This window comes from Natrinema pallidum DSM 3751 (genome assembly GCF_000337615.1).
GTDB lineage: Archaea > Halobacteriota > Halobacteria > Halobacteriales > Natrialbaceae > Natrinema > Natrinema pallidum.
In genome coordinates, this window is the sequence record NZ_AOII01000113.1 from 1 (window position 1) to 20,349 (window position 20,349).

Sequence of the window (20,349 nt, forward strand, 5' to 3'; positions counted from 1 at the left end):
GATCGTCGTCGAAATCGAGATCGGCGATGTCCGCTGGCGTGTAGAGCCGATCGACCTCGTGGTTCGAAACCGTCGCGAACCGCTCCTTTCGCTCGCCGTGAGCGTCGAGCGTCGGCTCGAGCGTTTCCGCTTTCCACTCCGCTCGCCGCTCGCGGATATCGTCGAGCTCTTGAGTGTCAAACATGAGTGTGAATATCTCTGCCAGTGTTCTAAAGTCTTGCTGTCGACCGCGTGACCCGGCCCCGGTGGGAGCGGGAGTCGCTACCGGCCGCTTGGATCGATTCCGTCCCGATTGCCGAGCGGCGCTTTCGGCGGTTGAACCGCCCCGAGACCAGTCCGTTCCGGCAATGCGATCTGGAACGACAAAACACTAAAGACGGTATGGTATGATTGACCACCCATGGGAGTAGATTACAAGGATGCGGTCGGGAGCTTCGAATGGGACGTTCCGGAATCGTACGCGATCCCCGCAGTCGTTGCCGACCACGCCGAATCGTTCGGCGACCGCGTCGCCGTCCGCTTTCTCGACGAGGACGGGGCCCGCGAGGAGCGGACGTACGCCGCCCTCCGCGACGGCATGAACCGCTTCGCGAACGGACTCGAGGCACTCGGCATCGGGTCCGGCGACCGCGTTATGCACCTCTTCCCGCGACATCCCGACGCGTTCGCCGTCCAACTCGGCGCTCTCGCGACCGGGTCCCTGCTGGTTCCCTGCTCGTCGATGCTGCGGTCGAAGGACATCGAATTTCGGGCGACCGACTGTAACGCGTCGACGATCGTCGTCCACGAGTCGCTGACCGACATGGTCGAACCGATCCTCGCGGAGACGCCCCTCGAGCGGGTGATCGTTCTCGACGGCGATGGGAGAGACGACGACGGCGACCAGTGGACGACGTTCCGGTCGGTGATCGACGGCCAGTCGACCGAGTACGACGGTCCCGACCTCTCCGCCGACGATCCGATGTCGATCAACTACACCAGCGGGACGACCGGCCAGCCGAAGCCGGTCTTGCACAAACACCGCTGGCAGTACTGTTTCAATCGGATCAACGCGCCCTACTGGTGGGGGATCGACGAGGAAACCGATCTCGAGGACGAACTGCTGTGGGCGACGACCGGGACCGGCTGGGCAAAGTGGTTCTGGAGTCCGGTCGGCGTCGGGCTGACGACCGGTGCGACGCAGCTCATCTACGACGGCGCGTTCGAGCCCGACACCTTCCTCGAACTGTTGTCGTCGGAGGGCGTCACCAAGCTCTGTGCCGTTCCGACCCAGTACCGGATGCTCGCCAACGCCGACCTCGAGAGCTATGATGTCGATCTCAACGATACGCTCTCGGCGGGCGAACCGCTCAATCGCGACCCGATCGAGCGCATTCGAGACGCCTGGGGCGTCACCCCACGGGACGGGTACGGTCAGACCGAGACCGTCGCCCTGGTGACGAACTATCCCGGGATCGATATCAAGCCCGGGAGCATGGGTAAGCCGACGCCCGGCGTCGGCGCGACGATCATCGATGTCGACGACGACGAGGAAGTCGAGACGGGCGAGATCGGTGAGATCGCGGTCCCGGTCGACTCACCGGCGATCTTCGATGGCTACTACGAGAAGCCCCATCTCGACGCGGAGACGTTCTCCGGGGAGTACTATCGGACGGGCGATCTCGCCTCCCGCGACGAGGACGGCTATTTCTTCTTCGAGGGTCGGGCCGACGACATCATCATCTCGTCGGGCTATCGGATCGGCCCCTTCGAGGTTGAGGACGCGCTCGTCAGCCACGACGCCGTCGCCGAGGCCGCCGTCGTCGATAGTCCCCACGAGGAGCGCGGCAGCGTCGTCAAAGCCTACGTGATCCTCGCTGACGGCTACGAGGCGAGTCCGGAACTGAAAGACGATCTCCAGACGTTCATGAAGGAAGAGACGGCTCCCTACAAGTACCCCCGCCGGATCGAGTTCACCGCGGAACTCCCCAAGACCTCGAGCGGGAAGATCCGCCGCGTCGAACTCCGCGAGAAAGAGCAGCACAAACACGGCTTGTAACGGGGACAGCGTCGCCTCACGCGGCCGGATAGAACTGATCGTCCGGTCGGTCGTCGAACTTCGGCCTCGGCACGGACACCGTCGTGTGCGTCCAGTCGTGAGATATCGCTGTGTCGAACGGCGATCATCGGTGCGCGACCACAGTCGTCGCCGCTGACGAGAGTCGGGAGCTTTACTACGACCGTCCGAGCATCACCGAACGATGGCTCCACAGCTAGAGACGATCGACCGCGTCGGCGTCGTCGGCGCGGGGACGATGGGCAGCGGTATCGCACAGGTCGCCGCAACCGCGGGCTACGACGTTGTGATGCGTGATATCGAACAGGAGTACGTCGACAACGGCTTCGAGACGATCGCGGACAGTCTCGACCGGCTCGTCGCCAGAGAGCAACTGACCGACACGGAAGCCGCCGACGTTCGCGATCGAATCACCGGCACGACCGTCCTTGACGACCTCGCGGACTGTGACATTGTGGTCGAGGCGGCACTCGAGGACCTCGAGGTCAAGCGCGACGTGTTCGCCGACCTCGACGCGATCTGTCGCGACGATGCCGTCCTCGCGACGAACACGAGCACGCTCTCGATCACGTCGATCGCGAGCGCGACCGAGCGGCCGGACGCCGTCGTCGGCCTGCACTTCATGAATCCGGTGCCGATCATGGAGGGCGTCGAGATCGTCGTCGGCGAGAAGACGACCGACGAAGTCACCGACCTGGCACACGCGTTCGCCGAAGAACTGGGGAAGACGACGTGGGAAGCCGACGACAAGCCCGGCTTCGTCACGAACCGCATCCTGATGCCGTGGATCAACGAAGGGATTCGCGCCTACGACGAGGGCGTCGCCTCGAAGGAGGATATCGATACGGGGATGGAACTGGGTACGAACGTCCCGATGGGACCGCTGACGCTGGCGGATCACATCGGCCTCGACGTCTGTCTCCACGCGTCCGAGACGCTCCACGAGGAACTCGGTGACCGGTACAAGCCCGCCTACCTCCTCAAACGGAAGGTCGAGGCCGGCGACCTCGGCAAGAAAACGGGCGTCGGATTCTACGAGTACGAGTAACGCTACTCCGACAGGTGGCGTGAGATGACTTCCTTCTGTATTTCCGAGGTCCCCTCGTAGATCGTGGTGATCTTGGCGTCCCGGTAGTAGCGTTCGACGTCGAAGTCCTTGGTGTAGCCGTAGCCCCCGTGGACCTGCACCGCTTCGTTCGCGACATCGACTGCCGTCTCGCTCGCGAAGTACTTGGCCATGCTTGCCGCCTGCGGATCGAGTCCGTCGTCGTTCTTTCGGGCGGCGTCGCGGGTCAGCAGCCGTGCGGCCTGTACGTCGGTCTGCATGTCCGCGAGCTTGTGGGCGATCGCCTGATGCTCGATGATCGGCTCCCCGAACTGTTCGCGTTCGTTGGCGTAGCTCACGGCGGCGTCGAGGGCGGCCTGAGCGACGCCGACGGCCTGGCTGGCGATCGCGATCCGACCGCCTGTCAGGATCGAGAACGCGGCCTTCAGTCCGTCGCCGACCTCCGTCAGCCGGTTCGCTTCCGGGATGCGTACGTCGTCGAAGAGCAACGTTGTCGTGTCGCTGGCGCGCAGTCCGAGTTTGTCCTCCTTCTTGCCGACTTCCAGCCCCGGCGCGTCTTTTGGCACCAGGAACTGCGTCACGGTGTCGGGATCGTCGCGATCGGTCTTCGCGAACAGGACGACGACGCCCGCCCGCTTGCCGTTCGTGATCCACTGTTTCTTCCCGTTGATGACGTACTCGCCGTCCTCGAGTCGGGCCTCGGTGCTCATCTCCGCCGGGTTCGAGCCGGCGTCGGGCTCGGACAGCGCGAACGCGCCGACCGGGCGGCCGTCGACCATCTCGGGCAGCCACTCGTCTTTGTGCTCCTGCGTTCCGAACTGGCGGATACACGATGTCGCCAGACAGTGGACTGACAGGGCCGTCGCGACCGCCAGATGTCCCCGCCCCAGTTCTTCGTTGACGATGCTGTACGTCACTTCGTCGGCGTCGAACCCGCCGTACTCTTCGGGAACCGTCAGCCCGGTCAGATCGAGCTCCGCGAGCCCGTCCCAGACGTCTTCCGGAAAGGTCTGGTCCGCATCGTGCTCGTCGATCCCCTCGAGAACGTCGGTCTCGACGAACTCTCGAACCGTGTCCCGTATGAGTTGCTGTTCGTTCGTCAACTCCATACGTGGACTTTCGTGAGCGGGATAGTAAAGCGTACGATTCCGCTGGTCACCGTCCCGAGCCGTCCGATCGAGCGACAGTCCAGCGTCTCCGCTCGGTGCGCAACAGCAACAGCGGGTTATCGACTCCCCGAGCGCACGCTCCGAGACCGGTGTTTCGGTCGATGCGGCGGCTCGAGAGCCGGCGATAGGTAACTAAAAATAGCGTCCCTTGCGAGGAGTAGGTATGACAGTTCGGCAGTCCAGAGAGGCGGCTATCGAACGCATCGACGACGGCGATACGATCGGCATCGGCGGCTTCGTCGCCGTCGGACTCCCCGAGTACGTCCTCGAAGCGCTCGGCGAGCGGTACGCCGAAACCGGCCAGCCCGGCTCGCTCACCTTGTATCATCCGGCCGCGGAGGGCGACCGACAGGGGCGTGGCCTGTCACACCTCGTTCAGGACGGGATGCTCGAGCGGACGATCGCGAGCCACTGGGGCTTTACCCCCGACCTGATGGAGCGAATCGTCGCGAACGAGATCGAGGCCTACAACCTGCCGTTCGGCGTGATGGATCACATGCTTCGCGACACCGCTGCGGGCAAACCCGGGACGATCACCCACGTCGGGCTGGGGACGTTCGTCGATCCGCGACAGGAGGGAGCGAAGGCAAACGACGTCACCGACGAGGACCTCGTCGATCTCGTGACTCTCGACGGCGAGGAGTACCTCTACTATCGCTCGGTGCCGATCGATGTGGCGCTCATCCGGGGGACCACGGCCGACGAAGACGGGAACGTCACCATGGAGCGGGAAGCGCTCGATTCGAACGCGCTGGCGATGGCTCAGGCAGCCCACAACTCCGGTGGGACGGTGATCGCACAGGTCGAGCGCGTCACGGCTTCGGGAACGCTCACCGCTCGCGACGTGGCCGTCCCCGGCGCGCTGGTCGATTCCATCGTCGAAGCGCCGCCGAGCCACCACCAGCAGACGTACGCCGAGGACTACAACCCGGCCTACAGCGGCGAGATCAAGCGACCGGCTGACGACGAGAGCGATGCCCGTCCGCTCGATGCCCGCGCGATCATCGCCCGCCGCGCCGCGATGGAACTCGAGCCGGATTCGGTTATCAATCTCGGGGTCGGCGTCCCGGAACTCGTGCCGGCCGTCGCGGCCGACGGCGGCGTCGACGACGAGATTACCCAGACCGTCGAGTCGGGACCCGTCGGCGGTGCCGCGTCCGGCGGGATCAGCTTCGGGACCGCGGTCAATCACGAGGCGCTCGTCTCCTCGCCCCAGCAGTTCGATTTCTACGACGGCGGCGGACTCGACATCGGCTTCCTGGGCATGGCACAGGCGGATGCCACGGGCAACATCAACGTCAGCCGGTTCGGCTCGCAACTGCCCGGCTGTGGCGGGTTCATCAACATCACCCAGAACGCCGACAAGGTCGTCTTCTGTGGAACCTTGACGACCGACGGCCTCGAGATCGCGACCGGAAACGGGACGCTCGCGATCGAACGCGAGGGAACGAGCCCGAAGTTCGTCGAGTCGGTCGAGCAGATCACGTTCAGCGGCGAGTACGCCGTCGAAACCGAGCAGCCGGTCGTCTACGTGACCGAGCGCGCCGTTTTCGAACTCACTGCGGACGGCCTCGTACTCACCGAGGTCGCGCCGGGGCTCGATCCCGATACGGATGTCCTCGACCAGATGGGATTCGAGCCGCTCGTGGCCGACGACCTCGCGGAGATGGAGCCGCAGCTGTTCGTCGACGACCCCCTCGATCTGACCGACGCGGTCTAGATCGGCTTCCCCAGAACCGGCCGGGTCCGATGCAAAGCGCAAACCGTTAAGCGAGACGGCCGCGAACGCCAGATCGATGGTCGCATACGACAACCTCTCGATCGAGCACGACGACGGCGTTGCAACGGTGACGCTCGATAGCACGGCCGGGCGAAACGCGCTGACCCTCGAGATGGCGAACGAACTGGTTTCGGTGGCGACGACCCTCGGCGAGGACCCGGACACGCGGTGTATCGTGCTCACGCACGCGGGCGATTTCTTCGGCTCGGGAGCCGATCTCACCGCCCTCTCGGGTGACGACTCCGACGCGGCACATATTCGGGAGCTAGCCGGGCGGGCCCACGAAGCCATCGTCCAGTTCCACCGTGCGAAAACGCCGGTCGTCGGTGGCGTCAACGGGATCGCCGCCGGGATCGGGTTCAGTCTCACGCTGTTCCCCGACCTGCTCGTCCTCGGCGAGGACGCGACGCTCACGTTCGCGTATCCGGGCATCGGACTGACCGGTGACGGTGGCGCGACGTTCTTCCTGCCGCGACTGGTCGGTCTCCGGACCGCCAAGGAGATCGTCCTCCGAGACGAGCCCATCGGCCCCGAAGAGGCCCGCGAACTGGGGCTGGCAACTGAGGTCGTTCCCGCCGACGAGTTCGACGACCGGCTGGCCGACGTGGCCGCCGACCTGGCCGACGGACCGACCCACGCGTTCGGGACGACGACGCAACTGCTGACCGACAGCTACGACCGCTCGCTCGAGCGCCAGCTCGCGGCGGAGACGGACGCAATCGCGGGCGCGACACGAACGGACGACTACGAACGCGGACTCGAGGCGTTCTTCGGCGACGGCGAGCCCGACTTCGTCGGCCGATAGGTTGCCGGCGGCCACCGTCGGCATTGCGGGCCTCGGTCGGCCGCGTTCGGACGGCGACACGTGTGGCCGGTCCCGATCAGACGTAATCGAGGTTGACCTGTGTCACGTTCGCCGCCCGCTGGACGATCTCGGCGATCTCCTCGCGCCTCGCCTCGTCGATGCGGCTTTGGGGGCCACAGACGCAGATCGCACCGCGGATACGGTCTCCCTTGTCGAGTACCGGCGCGGAGATACAGACCATACCCGCGATTCGTTCGCCCTCGTCGACGGCGTACCCCTGTTCTCTGATCCGCTCGAGTTGGTCGAAGAGCACGTCGGGGTCCGTGATCGTTCGCTTCGTCATCTCGACGAGTCCCTGGCGGTCGATGATCTCCCGAACGCGGTCGTCGGGCATGTGTGCGAGGATCGCTTTCCCGGGGGCTGCCGCGTGAAGCGGCATTCTCGCGCCGGGGTACGCGAACAGATTGACCGCGTCGGGTCCTTCCTGTACCGCGACGATCACGCACTGGTCGTTTTCCTCGACCAGCAGCGTGACGTGTTCGCCCGTTTCCGCCGCGATATCCTGGAGTTCGTCGCTGACGGCCTTGAACACTTCCAGCCGGTGGCGCTGTCGGTGCCCGACCTCGAGAAACCGTGTCGTCGTCGCGTATTCCTTGTCCTCGACGGCGACGTAGCCCGTCGAGACGAGCGCCTGGAGGTAGTTGTGTACGGTACTGACGGGCATATCGAGGCGCTCCGCCAGCTCGGAGACCCGCCCGCTCCCGTTTGCCGCGAGTTCGTCGACGATCCTGAACGCCCGTTCGACCGACCGGTTCGATGTGCCCGTCATTACGAGCCCGTTTCGTTGCGGCCATAGTAAACGTTCGGCTCTGTCGAAGAGTTCTTCGAGGATCGTCCCACGCCGAGGAGGGGGAGTTCGAGGTCGTGGATTCGGTGTGGGACTGAAAAAATGGCACCAGCGGGCGAGTCCACCGAACGATCACGCAACGCTTCCGAACGTGATGAGTAGACGGTTCCCTCCCGAGCCAGTGGGGACATGACGTTTCGGAGGAGTTGAAACGGCTCTCGAGCGGTGAACGGATCGTAGACGACAAATCGGCCGATGACAGACATACACGCCCCATAGACATGCGATTCGGCACTGTCGGAACGAGTAACAGCGTCGGTGAGGGAACCCCCGGCGGAGTAGCATGGTCCGCGGGGTAGGTCGACAGATCGTTTCGAGCGAGTCGGACGCTCCCGTGCTCCCGTCCGCGTGTCTCCCGTCCGCCGTGGAGTTACATTCGTATGTGTGTAAACTTTTGCCGCCGGGGTCGATCGACAGTTCCGAACGGTGACTCACTGCCGTCGGTGTGGCAGCGAACACGACTCGAAACCGTGGCGAGCATTTCTATTTTCGTTAAATAATCGGCTCTAGAGATACTCTCTATTCCATAGAGGTTCGTCTCGAGCGGGTGCATTCACTGACTCGAGAACGGAGCCGAGAGTCGGCCGACAGCGGGACCCAACCGGCTACCAGTGCGATCCACAGGGGAGGCCGGATCGATACTTATACCGGCTAAAACGGCCGACATTACCGACTCTGGATCAGTCGCGAGACCACAGCGGGCGACAGCCGCCGTGCTTTTCGTTGCTCTAGCATCGTTCTCACGGCGGTACTTTATCGTCATGGGGCCGGTCTCGAGCCGGAATACATAGAAACCGATACGTGTTGGAACCAATCATATATGGGATTTGTTTTCTAATCCATCACTTTCAAACACTTTCGGGATACTCATCAAATGATCGTTGCTCCCGCGATGAACACGACGCGTGTCACTGGCATCGGATCGGGTGACCGATGCGTACGGTGACCTCGGCGTGGTGTACGGTTACGGCAGAATCCATACGAGGTCGATGAGTCGGTCTATCCATGATCGCTCCGCGTCGTCGTCCGTCTCGTCAGTCGGCATCTATCCGTCCCAATTCGGGCTGTGATCATATTTCTATCCCACGTACCGTTGCGTTCCGTGTCACCCGCCCTCCGGCTATTCCGGCGCAGCCACGGGAGGTGGGCCCGGACGGTCCGACTCCGCGATCGGACGAACCTATCCTCTTTAGGGGGAGAACGAGAATAGCAACGCGTACTGGCTCGTGCAACCGCGAGACGCGGGCCGCGGAAACGACAACGTGGAGGCCATGTCGAACCACTACATCACAGCAGAAGAGCATCTGCCCGACGACGAGCGCACAGAAACGACACTCCAGATAACCGATGCGGAGACGAAGCGTATCTTCGAGGCTCGAGTCCGGATCGCTCGCGAACCCGACGATCTCACCGATCCGTCCCCGCTGACCGTCGTCGCTGGACCACACGAAAACGTCAGTAAGGAGCGCTATATCGAACTTATTGACGAGATCGATTCCGCGGGTATCAACGAGGACCTCCTTCGTCGACTCGCGAGCGATCAAGAAACGACCTCGAACATCGTTAACACGCGATCCGACGATCTCAAAGTGGTGTTGCGGTATCTCGTCGAATCAGGGCAGTACGATTCAACTGCCGAGGCCCTTCGGGAACTATCGTTTCAGTATCTCGCGGAGACTCAGCCCGCCTTGCTGGATGCATACGAGAACGTTCGGACGGAGTTCGAGGACGATCCGCTCCGACGCGCCCGCTCGGAGCACGAGTCATGACGGGGCCGTCGTTCCGGGAGTTCCTCCAGTCTCTCGACGATGCGGCTGCTCTCGTCTCCTTCGGCGACGACAGATCGTGGGATCTCGAGGTGAGCGCGATCACGACGCTTGCGAACCGTTCGGACGGTGAGGTACCGGTTTTCGAGTCGATCGGGGAGACCGCGATCGACGCGTCGCTCGTCGGCGACCCGTATCGTGGCCCGCGGTGTCGACCGTGGGACCACCTCGCCCAGGCGTTCGGGCTGCCGTCCGGGCTGTCCGGTGCAGCGTACTACGAAGCGGTCGTGGATCGGCTTCGATCACCCCGGGAGCCGCGGGTCGTCGACCGCGACGCAGCCCCCTGTAAGGCCGTCGTCGATACCGGGGCGGATGTCGACCTGTTGTCGATCCCCTGGCCGTATCTCCATCAGGGCGATGGCGGGCGCTATTCCAACCTCCACACCGTCGTCGCGCCGGACCCGGAGACCCAGTGGGGACACTGGTCGAACCATCGGATGATGATCCACGACGACGCCCTCGCGAGCCTGTTGTTTCTGGCGGGCGAACAGGCACCGAACCTCTACTACTACGACTACGAACCGCGCGAGGAACCGATGCCGGTCGCGGTCGTCCTCGGCGCTGAACCGGCCGTCCAGTGTAGCACGGAGATGTGGATTCCGACCGGCCGGAGCGAAGCGGCCTTCGCGGGCGGCTTGAAGGACGGCCCGGTCGACCTCGTCGCGTGCGAGACGAACGACCTCTACGTCCCGGCGACGGCGGAACTCGTCCTCGAGGGGCGGGTGCTTCCGGGCGAGCGACTCGACGAGGGGCCGTTCGGCGATTACTTCGGGTACATGAACGGGCCGCGGCGGTCCATGCCGGTGTTCGCGGTCGACGCGATAACCCGCCGCACCGAGCCGCGGGTGCCGTTTTGCGTCGAAGGAACCGGGGTCGGATACGGCCAGAACTCGAGCAGCACGCTCCAGACCGCTGCGGCCGGCCCCGACGCGACCCTCGGCCTTCGCGCGGCCGGCTTCGACGTCACGATGGCCGTCCCGTGGCGCTTTACCTCTCGGACCGTCTGGGTCATCGCGACGGACCGTCCCTATCCGGGCTCCCTGCACGAACTGGCGAACTTCGTGTTTACGACCTGGGGGATGCTTCACATCGATTTCTTCGTGTTCGTCGACGCCGACACCGATCCGCTCGACCCGCGGGCCGTACTGACGGCGATCGCGCTCGAGGCCGATCCGGACGCGGACTTTCACCAGTTCGGCGTCGAGCGGATGCCGAAAGTCCCCCTCAACATCTACCAGACCCCCGACGAGAAGGGCAGCGCCGATGTCGGAACTTCGAAAGCCAAGACCGCGAAGGCGTACATCGACGCGACCAGCGACCGGCCGGCGGCGGACGGTCCCGAAGACGAATTGCTGCGAAAGCGAGCGCAGCAACGCCTCGTCGAGGCGGGTGTCTCGCCGGCACCGTTCGACCTCCTCGAGGAGCGAACCGGTGAGTCACGATGATTCCGTTCGCACAGTACCTACGGGGGTTGGCGGGCGACGATGACCTCGTGACCCTCGACGAACCTGCTGATGTCCCTGTAGACGTGGTCGCGGCGGAAGCGCTCCGCGCAAGCGGGCCGGCGCTCCGATACGAACGAGCCGACGGTGTCGACCTCGCCAGCGGGACGTTCAGCGGTCCCGATCAGATGCGACACCGGGACTCCTACCCGTGGTCGCGGCTCGCCTTGGGTCTCGGACTCGATCCCGACGCGCCGTTCGTGACCCTGTTGGAAACGATCACGGCCCTTGGTCCGGCTGCTGGTGTGGAACCGACGTACGCGGGCCAGGCTGCTTCACGCACCGTCGACGGCGTCCAGGAGTTGAATTTGCCGCGGGGAACCGACGACGTCTGGCCCTCGCTGACTCTGGGAATCGTGTCGGTCTCGACGGCCGACGGATCGCACTGGGCACCGATCTACGGGTCCGTCATCAGCGACGACACGCTCGGCGTGTACACGCCCGCCGCGGTCTCGTCGCTGCTGGACGACGGTGGAACGCTTTCGATCGCTCTCGGCGTGCCGCCGGCGGCGCTTACGACCGCCTATCTGCTCGCCGTCACGGGATGTATCGAACATCCGGTACAGGACTGTGGCGTCGCGGACAACGTCCCGCTCGTCCCGACGAACGGCGGTCTCGTCCCGAGTGCGACGGAACTGGTCATCGAGACGACGGTCGAGGATCGACACCCCGACTTCCAGTCGGACCGGCAGGAGGCGTGGGAGCACGTCGTCGCGAGCACGCCGTTGGCTCTCTCTATCGAGCGAGTGATCGCGACCGACGACCCGGTGCTCCCGTTTGCCCCCGTCGGACGGCCGCTCGCGGACGACGTACAACTCACCGGGGTCTCGGCGGCAGCGTCGCTGTACCACCGGGTCAACGATTACTGGGGGATCTCGCCCGTCGAGTGGGTACTGTTGCCTGCGGAGACCGAACTCGGAATCTGCTTCGTCGCCACGGATGTCCTCTATGCCGGCTTCGAGTGGCAACTCGCCAACATCCTCTTTACGTTCTCGTCGCTGTTCGATACCGTCGTTATCGTCGACGAGGACGTCTCGCCGCGGGACCTCGGGCGCGTCCTCGGCGATATCTGGGTGAAAGCGCACCCGTCTCGAGACTGGGTCTTCAGCGAATCGGCCGCGCCGGCGGCGAAGCGGCCCCGATACCGTCAGGACGGGGAAACCGGCTCTCGGTTGTACGTGAACGCGGCCTGGGACCCCCGCTGGGAGGATTCCTACATCGCCCCGCGAGTCGCGTTCGAACAGTCGTTCCCGGAATCCGTTCGTGACGTTGCTCGACAGGCCTGGAACAGCCGTCACGACGCGGAAAGCGACGACGAACGCGACGAGAGCTGAGAGCCGGACGCGAAGCCGAACACTTTCGATCTGACATATCTGTACTCTCATATACTGTAAACAGATACGTTTACGCAAGACGGTATCGCAAAAGAGCCCCCAAATAGATACTATCATGTATAGTGTTATGCTATTCTCAATGCAGAATTTACCGGTACAGATATATATGGTGAGGGAATTGCGGGGCGGTGTATGGTGTCCAGCCACAACCTGTCCGACTACGAGGCCGAACGGGAGCAATTCTCGTGGGACGACATCTACGCGGAAGCCGACTGGGACGCACCAGGGGAGCTCAACATCGCACACGAGGTCGCCGATCGGCACGCGACCGAACGCGAGACGGTCGCACTCTATCAGGTTGGGACCGACGGGGAGTTGACGAAGCTGACCTTCCGGGAGTTGGCCGACCGCTCGAGCCAGTTCGCGAACGTCCTCGAGGGGCTGGGCGTCGAACAGGGTGACCGCGTGTTCTCGTATATGCCACGGATTCCCGAACACTACGTGGCGATGGTTGGGACGCTGAAGCGGGGGGCCGTCTGGGGGAGCGTCAACGAGCGGTTCGGACCGGACGGCATCTCCTACCGGCTCGACGACTGCGATGCGAACGTTGTCGTGACGACGACCGACAACCGCGAGACGGTCGCGGACGCCCTCGCGGACGCGCCGACGGTCGAACACGTCATCACGGTCGACCGCGGTGGCGGCGCACCCGCGGACGATGTCGTCTTCAACACGGCACTCGACGGAGCGAGCACGGCGTACGACGCCGCCGAAACCGGCGGCGAGGACGACGCGTTGCTCTATTACACGTCGGGGACGACCGGGTTGGCGAAGGGCGTCCGCCACAAACAGCGCTGGGTGGCCGGCGTGGCGGCGACCCAGCGGTACGCCGTCGATCTCCAGCCCGGCGACCTCTACTGGAGTACGGGCGATCTGGGCTGGCTGACCGGCGTGATCAACACCCTGGGTGCCTGGTTCTGGGGGGCCTCGCTGTTCACCTACGAGGGCGAGTTCGACCCCGAAACGTGGGCGGCTCTGCTCGACGAGTATCCGATCACCGTCTTGTTCTCGGTCCCGACGGCCTATCGGATGCTCCGCGAGAACGAGTCCGTCCTCGCCGATGTCGACCTCGACCTGCGCCACGCGCTCTCGATCGGCGAGCCGCTCAGCGCCGGCGTCGTCGACTGGGGTGAGGACGAACTCGGCGTCACCATCCTCGACACGTACGGTCAGACGGAAACGGGCAACATGATCATCAACAACTACCCGACGATGGAGCTGCGGCCCGGCTCGATGGGCAAGCCGCTCCCTGGCATCGAGGCCGACATCGTCGACCCCGAAACCGGTGCCGTCCTCGAGCCCGGTGAAACGGGCGAGATCGCCCAGCGCGGGGACTACCCTTGCTTCTTCGACGAGTACTGGAACAAACCCGAGAAGACCGCGTCGTGTTTCGTCGACGGACCGGACGGGGAGTGGTACCTCTCGGGGGACCTCGCACACAAGGACGAGGACGGCTACTTCTGGTTCGAGGGGCGTGCGGACGACGTCATCCTGTCGTCGGGTTATCGGATCGGCCCCTTCGAGGTCGAGAGTTCGCTCGGCGAACACGAGGCCGTCGCCGAGGCCGCCGTCGTCCCGAAGCCACACCAGGAACGTGGGAACATCGTAAAGGCGTACATCGTGCCCAGCGAGGGGACGACACCCACCGCGGACCTCGAGGAAGACATCAAGACCCACGTGCGCGACGAGTTGTCGGCCCACGAGTACCCCCGGGAGATCGAGTTCCGCGAGGAGTTACCGAAGACGGTCACTGGGAAGATCCGCCGAACCGAACTGCAGGACGATGCAGCCGAAGAGACCGAGACATCGACGTAAGCGACTGTCTCTCGAGACGATCGATCACGAATATACAATCCGACAAACCACAGAATGAATTTCGAAGCTACCAACGAACGTTCGATGATTCAGTCGACCGCGGAAGCGGTCGCAGCCGAATACGGACCGGAGTATTGGCGAGAGAAAGAGGAAGCCGGCGAGTTCGGCCAGGGGTTCTGGGACGAACTCGCGGATGCCGGCTTCCACGGCCTGTTGATCCCGGAGGAGTACGACGGTGCCGGGATGGGCATGCAGGAGATGGGGCTGGCGATGGAGACGCTCTGTGCCGAGGGTTGTGGCATGGCCGGCACCTGGTATCTGGTGCTCACCGCCGGCATGGCAGCCGTCGGCATCCGCGAGAACGGCACCGAGGCCCAGAAGGAGCGGTATCTCCCCGACATCGCGGCCGGGGAGCGGAACTTCTCGATCGGGATCACCGAGCCCGAGGCGGGAACGAACACGCTGAACGTCGCCACGCGAGCGGAGAAAGACGGCGACGAGTACGTCCTCAACGGGCAGAAGGCGTGGATTACCTTCTCCGACCGGGCGGACAACATGATCATCGTCACCCGGACGACGCCGCTCGCGGAGGTCGACCGGGGGACCGACGGTATCAGCCTCTTTATCGTCGACATGGACGCGCCCGGCATCGACGTCTCACCGATCTCCAAACACGGGATCAACTACTCGAAGTCGTGCGAAGTGTTCCTCGAGGACGTCCGCGTGCCCGAGGAGAACCTGTTGGGCGAGGAAGACGAGGGCTGGTGGGCGCTCGTCGATATGTTGAACCCCGAGCGCATCGGCTTCGCCGCGGCCGGCACGGGGATCGGAAAGCTGGCCGCGAACACGGCCATCGAGTACGCCACCGACCGCGAGGTGTTCGACGCACCGATCGGGAGTCATCAAGCCGTCTCGTTCCCGATCACGCAGGCCTACGCGCGGATGGAAACGGCGTCGCTCATGCGCGAGAAAGCCGCCTGGCTCTACGATCAGGGCGAGGAGTGTGGCTACGAGACGAACGTCGCGAAGGCGACGGCCGTCGAGGCCGGCATCGAGGCCGTCAAGCAGTCGATGCAGGCGTTTGGCGGCTGGGGCTACGCCACGGAGTACGATGTCGAGCGCTGGTGGCGTGAGATCAACCTTACGAGACTCGCGCCGGTCTCCCAGCAGATGGCCTACAACCACATCGGCCAGGAACTCGGCTTCCCCAAATCCTACTGACCATGTTCGACAAAGTTCTCGTCGCGAACCGCGGCGAAATCGCGGTGCGCGTCATGGCTGCCTGCGAGGAACTGGGCTGTGAAACGGTCGCCGTCTACAGCGATGCCGACCGCAACGGCGGCCACGTCGATTACGCCGACGAAGCGTACAACGTCGGCCCGCCGCCGGCCAGTGAATCGTACCTCGATCAGGAGGAACTCATCGATGTCGCCGAGCGAACCGGCGCGGATGCGATCCACCCCGGCTACGGGTTCCTCGCGGAAAACGCCGACTTCGCCCGCCGCGTCGAGGAGACGCCGGACGTCACGTGGGTCGGCCCACCCAGCGACGCCATGGAGACCCTCGGCGAGAAGACGAAGGCCCGAACCGTCATGCAGGACGCCGGCGTCCCGGTCGTCCCCGGGACGACCGAACCGGTCGACGACGCCGACGAGGTGCGAGCGCTCGGCGAGGAGTTCGGCTATCCGATCGCGATCAAGGCCGAAGGCGGCGGCGGCGGCCGCGGCATGAAGATCGTCCGCAGCGAGGCCGAAGTCGACGACGCCCTCGAGAGCGCCCGCCGCGAGGGCGAGGCCTACTTCGGGAACGACTCGGTCTACGTCGAGAAGTACCTCGAGGCACCCAAACACATCGAGGTCCAGGTGCTCGCGGACCGGCACGGTTCCGTCCGCCACCTCGGCGAACGCGACTGTTCGCTCCAGCGTCGCCACCAGAAGGTCATCGAGGAGGCCCCGAGTCCGGCGCTCGACGCCGATCTGCGTGACGAAATCGGCGAGGCCGCCCGGCAGGGCGTCCGCGAAGCCGGGTACACGAACGCGGGGACGGTCGAATTCCTCGTCGAGAACGGCGAGTTCTACTTCATGGAGGTGAACACCCGCATCCAGGTCGAACACACCGTCAGCGAGGAGGTGACCGGGATCGACATCGTCCGCTGGCAGCTGCGAGTCGCCGCCGGCGAGGCACTTGCCTTCGCCCAGGACGATGTCGAGATCGACGGCCACGCGATCGAGTACCGGATCAACGCCGAGAACCCGGCCGCCGACTTCGCGCCCACTCCAGGGCAACTGACGACCTACCGGCCGCCGACGAGCATCGGGATTCGCCTCGATCACGCGGTCGCACAGGGCGACGAGATCGGCGGCGACTACGACTCGATGATCGGGAAACTGATCGTCAGTGGCGACGACCGCGAACACTGCCTCGAGCGCTCGAAACGCGCGCTCGAGCACTTCGCCGTCGACGGCGTCCACACGACGATCCCGTTCCACCGGCTGATGCTCGACGACGAGACCTTCGTCTCGGGCGATCACACGACGAAGTACCTCGACCGCGAACTCGAGGCCGACGCGCTCGAGTCGGCCGTCGAGCGCTGGGGTCCCGCAGCGGCCGCCGACGGCGATGGTACGGGATCGACGACCAGCGAAGTCACCGTCGAGGTCGACGGCAAGCGATTCGATGTCGTCATCGAGGATGCGCTCCCGCGGTCGACGGCCGGGAGTGCCGACACCGGCGGCGGGTCCAGTGGCGGAGCCGCAACGACGGATACCGCCGAGGTTGCGACCGCCGACGCCATCACCGCGGAGATGCAGGGCACGATCCTCTCCGTCGCCGTCGAGGAGGGTGACGAGGTCGCCGCCGGCGATGTCGTCTGCGTGCTCGAGGCGATGAAAATGGAGAACGATGTCGTCGCCGCCACCGACGGGACGGTCGAGTCGGTCCCGATCACGGCGGGCGATTCCGTCGACATGGGCGATACGCTCGTGACACTGGAGTAACACCGATGCGAATTCGAATTTCAACGGACACGACCGACGCGGAGGCACAGGCGATCGCCGAGGCGATGGCGTCGCAGTACCGAGACGACATCACCGTCGTCACCGACGGCGGCGAGGAGATCGGCAGCGCGTCCTACGACGGCGGGACCGACGCGACGGCCGAGGCTGACCCGGACTCGGAACTCGGCCCGACGGCGCGCGAGGAGACGCTGCGGGACGAGATCGACGACATCCTCGCGGGCGGTCCGGAGAAGTACAAAGCCCAACTGCCGGACCAGGGGAAACTGTTCGTCCGCGACCGGATCGACCTCTGGTTCGGCGACGACTGTCTCTTCGAGGACGGCAAGTTCGCGGCGTTCGACGACTGGCATCCGGACGGTGCGAACACCGACGAGGACGACGACGACCGGTTGCCGGCCGACGGTCTGATTACGGGTGCTGCCGAGTTCGAGGGGCGAGACGTCCACTTCATGGCCAACGATTACACGGTCAAGCGCGGCAGCATGGCCGCAAAGGGCGTCGAGAAGTTCCTGCGAATGCAACAGCGCGCCCTGAAGACGGGCAAGCCGGTGTTGTACCTGATGGACTCCTCGGGCGGGCGGATCGACCAGCAGACCGGCTTCTTCGCCAACCGCGAGGGCATCGGGAAGTACTACTATAACCACTCGATGCTCTCCGGTCGGGTGCCCCAGATCTGCGTGCTTTACGGTCCCTGTATCGCCGGCGCAGCCTACACCCCCGTCTTCGCGGACTTCACGGTCATGGTCCGGGACGTGAGCGCGATGGCCATCGCCAGCCCGCGTATGGTCGAGATGGTCACCGGGGAACAGATCGATCTGCAGGAACTGGGCGGTCCGGACGTCCACGCACAGCACTCCGGGAGTGCGGACCTCATCGCCGAAGACGAGGAACACGCCCGCGAACTGGTCGCCCAACTCATCGGCTACCTCCCGAACAACAGCGACGAGACTCCGCCCCGAACGGACGGGCAGGCACCTGCCGCCTCACCCGATGGCATCGACGCCGTCGTCCCCCAGGAACCCAACAAGGGCTACGACATGTTCGATGTTATCGACCGGATCGTCGACGCGGGGTCGACGCTCGAGTTGCGGTCCGAGTACGGCCCGGAGATCATCACCGCCTTCGCCCGGATCGACGGCCGGCCGATCGGGATCGTCGCCAACCAGCCGGCCCATCGGGCGGGCGCGATCTTCCCTGACGCCGCCGAGAAGGCCGCCGAATTCATCTGGACCTGTGACGCCTACGACATTCCGCTGCTGTACCTCTGTGATACGCCCGGCTTCATGGCCGGGTCGCAGGTCGAGAAAGACGGGATCCTAGAGCAGGGCAAGAAGATGATCTACGCGACCTCCTCGGCGACGGTGCCGAAACAGTCGGTGGTCGTCCGCAAGGCCTACGGCGCGGGCATCTACGCGATGTCCGGCCCTGCCTACGACCCCGAGAGCGTCATCGGGCTTCCGTCGGGCGAAATCGCTATCATGGGCCCCGAAGCGGCAATCAACGCGGTCTACGCACGCAAACTCGCAGAGATCGACGACGAGGAGGAGCGCAAGCGGATGGAGCAGGAACTCCGCGAGGAGTACCGCGAGGATATCGACGTCCACCGGATGGCCAGCGAGGTCGTCATCGACGAAATCGTCCCGCCGAGCGACTTGCGGGAGGAACTCGAGGCGCGGTTTGCCTTCTACGAGACCGTCGAGAAGGACCTGCCCGACAAGAAACACGGCACCGTCCTCTGATCACCTTTCGAACGTTTCACAACCATCAATGACAGGACGCTACTACGAGGAGTTCGAGGTCGGCGAGACCATCGAACACGAGAAGCGACGGACGATCAGCGAGCGCGACAACCAGCAGTTCTGTGACATGACGATGAACCAGCAGCCGTTGCATCTCGACGCCGAGTTCGCGTCGGAGACGCAGTTCGACGGGCGGCTGGTCAACGGGCTCTACACCATGAGCCTGGCCGTCGGGCTCACGATCCCCGATACCACCGACGGCACGATCGTCGCGAACCTCTCGTACGACAACGTCGAGCATCCGACCCCGGTCTATCACGGCGATACGATCCGGGTCCAGTCGACGGTCACCGACAAACGAGAGACCAGCGACGGCGAGCGCGGCATCGTCACCATGCACGTCGAAGTGTTCAAAGTGAACGATCCCGAGGAACCGCTGGTCTGTGAGTTCGACCGGACCGCGCTCTCGCTGAAACGCGACCACGCCGACTGACATCCCCCTCGGCGTGAACGCCGGGGGACCATCAGTCGACGACGCCGACGATCCATCGCCACCGCTGTTCGACGGTACCCTCGAGGCCGCCAAGCAGATCCCGCGCCGTCGCGACGCGCTCCTCGGCGGCGAGTTTCGGGTAGAGGCGCGCCGCCATCGCCGGAATCGCGTGGAACCGCCGCACGTCGGCGGCCGTCGTCGCGAACCGCCACGTCCCCGTCGTGACGGTGAACTCGTCGGCGAGCGCCGTCTTGACCGCGTCGGCACCCGTCGGCGATCGCGATTCCCGCTCGAGGTCCGCGAAGACGTCCGTTCCGTCGGCGTCGACCCAGCCAAGCGGCGCGACGGCACCGACGACCCCGCCCGGACGCAGGACCCGGGCCGCTTCCCGCGTTGCGACCGTCGGCTCGGGACCGAGAAAGAGCGACGCGGTAAACGCGACGCCGTCGAACGAGCCGTCGACGAACGGCACGTGATCGAAGTCCGCCTGCACCCGCGGCGCGGCCTCGAGTTCACGCAGCATCTCGCGGCTGATGTCCAGTGCGACTGTGCGCTGTGCCCGCTCGGCGAAAACGCGTGTACTCGCGCCCGTGCCGGCACCGGCGTCGAGGACGGACTCGAACGGGCCGTCGACTCGAGCCGACAACTCGGCGGCCAGCAGCTCTGCGAGTGCGGTGAACCGACCGGTTCGCTGCTCGTAGGCGTCGTAGGCGGTGACGCTGTCGTCGAAGTTCGCTCGGACGACGGCCTTCATAGGCCCGGCAACGATCGGCGAGGGAA

15 protein-coding genes and 1 pseudogene are annotated in these 20,349 nt (G+C 64.8%); 12 read left to right on the plus strand and 4 right to left on the minus strand.

Annotated features, from left to right (window positions below):
* A pseudogene (locus C487_RS18610) lies at positions 1-184 on the minus strand (methylmalonyl-CoA mutase); the annotation flags it as partial.
* 216 nt (positions 185-400) lie between these two features.
* Between C487_RS18610 and C487_RS18615 the strand changes: the two are divergent.
* On the plus strand, positions 401-2,038 hold the full coding sequence (locus tag C487_RS18615; RefSeq protein WP_006187403.1) for an acyl-CoA synthetase: 1,638 nt from the start codon (positions 401-403) through the stop codon (positions 2,036-2,038).
* A 202-nt stretch (positions 2,039-2,240) separates the two neighbouring features.
* Positions 2,241-3,104: a 3-hydroxyacyl-CoA dehydrogenase family protein gene (locus tag C487_RS18620; protein WP_006187404.1), complete on the plus strand. Its 864-nt coding sequence runs from the start codon at positions 2,241-2,243 to the stop codon at positions 3,102-3,104.
* Between the two features lie 2 nt (positions 3,105-3,106).
* On the opposite strand, the gene C487_RS18625 is transcribed toward C487_RS18620, so the two are convergent.
* A complete protein-coding gene (locus tag C487_RS18625; protein ID WP_006187405.1) occupies positions 3,107-4,231 on the minus strand; it encodes an acyl-CoA dehydrogenase family protein in 1,125 nt (374 codons plus the stop codon).
* Between the two features lie 223 nt (positions 4,232-4,454).
* Here C487_RS18625 and C487_RS18630 point away from each other — a divergent pair, with 223 nt between their 5' ends.
* Entirely contained in the window at positions 4,455-6,011 is a 1,557-nt protein-coding gene (locus C487_RS18630) for an acyl CoA:acetate/3-ketoacid CoA transferase (protein WP_006187406.1), read from the plus strand.
* A 76-nt stretch (positions 6,012-6,087) separates the two neighbouring features.
* Complete coding sequence (locus tag C487_RS18635; RefSeq protein ID WP_006187407.1) at positions 6,088-6,876, plus strand: enoyl-CoA hydratase/isomerase family protein; 789 nt, start codon at positions 6,088-6,090, stop codon at positions 6,874-6,876.
* Between the two features lie 76 nt (positions 6,877-6,952).
* Here the strand turns inward: C487_RS18635 and C487_RS18640 are convergent, their stop codons facing one another.
* The gene (locus tag C487_RS18640) at positions 6,953-7,705 is read right to left on the minus strand and encodes an IclR family transcriptional regulator (RefSeq protein ID WP_006187408.1); all 753 of its coding nucleotides are present in this window, start codon (positions 7,703-7,705) and stop codon (positions 6,953-6,955) included.
* 1,349 nt (positions 7,706-9,054) lie between these two features.
* Here C487_RS18640 and C487_RS18650 point away from each other — a divergent pair.
* From C487_RS18650 to C487_RS18685, 8 genes are all read left to right on the plus strand, one after another.
* Positions 9,055-9,552 carry a hypothetical protein gene (locus tag C487_RS18650; protein WP_049908286.1) on the plus strand — a complete coding sequence of 166 codons (498 nt, stop codon included), beginning with the start codon at positions 9,055-9,057 and terminating at the stop codon, positions 9,550-9,552.
* Complete coding sequence (locus tag C487_RS18655) at positions 9,549-11,054, plus strand: UbiD family decarboxylase (protein ID WP_006187411.1); 1,506 nt, start codon at positions 9,549-9,551, stop codon at positions 11,052-11,054. The genes C487_RS18650 and C487_RS18655 overlap by 4 nt, the downstream gene beginning before the upstream one ends.
* Complete coding sequence (locus tag C487_RS18660; protein WP_006187412.1) at positions 11,051-12,445, plus strand: UbiD family decarboxylase; 1,395 nt, start codon at positions 11,051-11,053, stop codon at positions 12,443-12,445. The genes C487_RS18655 and C487_RS18660 overlap by 4 nt, the downstream gene beginning before the upstream one ends.
* A 192-nt stretch (positions 12,446-12,637) precedes the next feature.
* Entirely contained in the window at positions 12,638-14,320 is a 1,683-nt protein-coding gene (locus tag C487_RS18665; RefSeq protein ID WP_006187413.1) for an acyl-CoA synthetase, read from the plus strand.
* A 54-nt stretch (positions 14,321-14,374) separates the two neighbouring features.
* Positions 14,375-15,541, plus strand: a complete 1,167-nt coding sequence (locus C487_RS18670; protein WP_006187414.1) for an acyl-CoA dehydrogenase family protein — start codon at positions 14,375-14,377, stop codon at positions 15,539-15,541.
* 2 nt (positions 15,542-15,543) lie between these two features.
* Positions 15,544-17,316 (plus strand): acetyl/propionyl/methylcrotonyl-CoA carboxylase subunit alpha, encoded by a 1,773-nt coding sequence (locus tag C487_RS18675; RefSeq protein WP_006187415.1) that lies wholly within the window; start codon positions 15,544-15,546, stop codon positions 17,314-17,316.
* Positions 17,317-17,321: 5 nt separating this feature from the next.
* Entirely contained in the window at positions 17,322-19,076 is a 1,755-nt protein-coding gene (locus C487_RS18680) for an acyl-CoA carboxylase subunit beta (protein WP_006187416.1), read from the plus strand.
* A gap of 28 nt (positions 19,077-19,104) precedes the next feature.
* Positions 19,105-19,569, plus strand: coding sequence for a MaoC family dehydratase (locus C487_RS18685; RefSeq protein WP_006187417.1), 465 nt, complete (start codon positions 19,105-19,107; stop codon positions 19,567-19,569).
* Between the two features lie 31 nt (positions 19,570-19,600).
* Here C487_RS18685 and C487_RS18690 read toward each other — a convergent pair whose 3' ends face one another.
* The gene (locus C487_RS18690; RefSeq protein ID WP_006187418.1) at positions 19,601-20,323 is read right to left on the minus strand and encodes a class I SAM-dependent methyltransferase; all 723 of its coding nucleotides are present in this window, start codon (positions 20,321-20,323) and stop codon (positions 19,601-19,603) included.
* Positions 20,324-20,349: the final 26 nt, after the last annotated feature.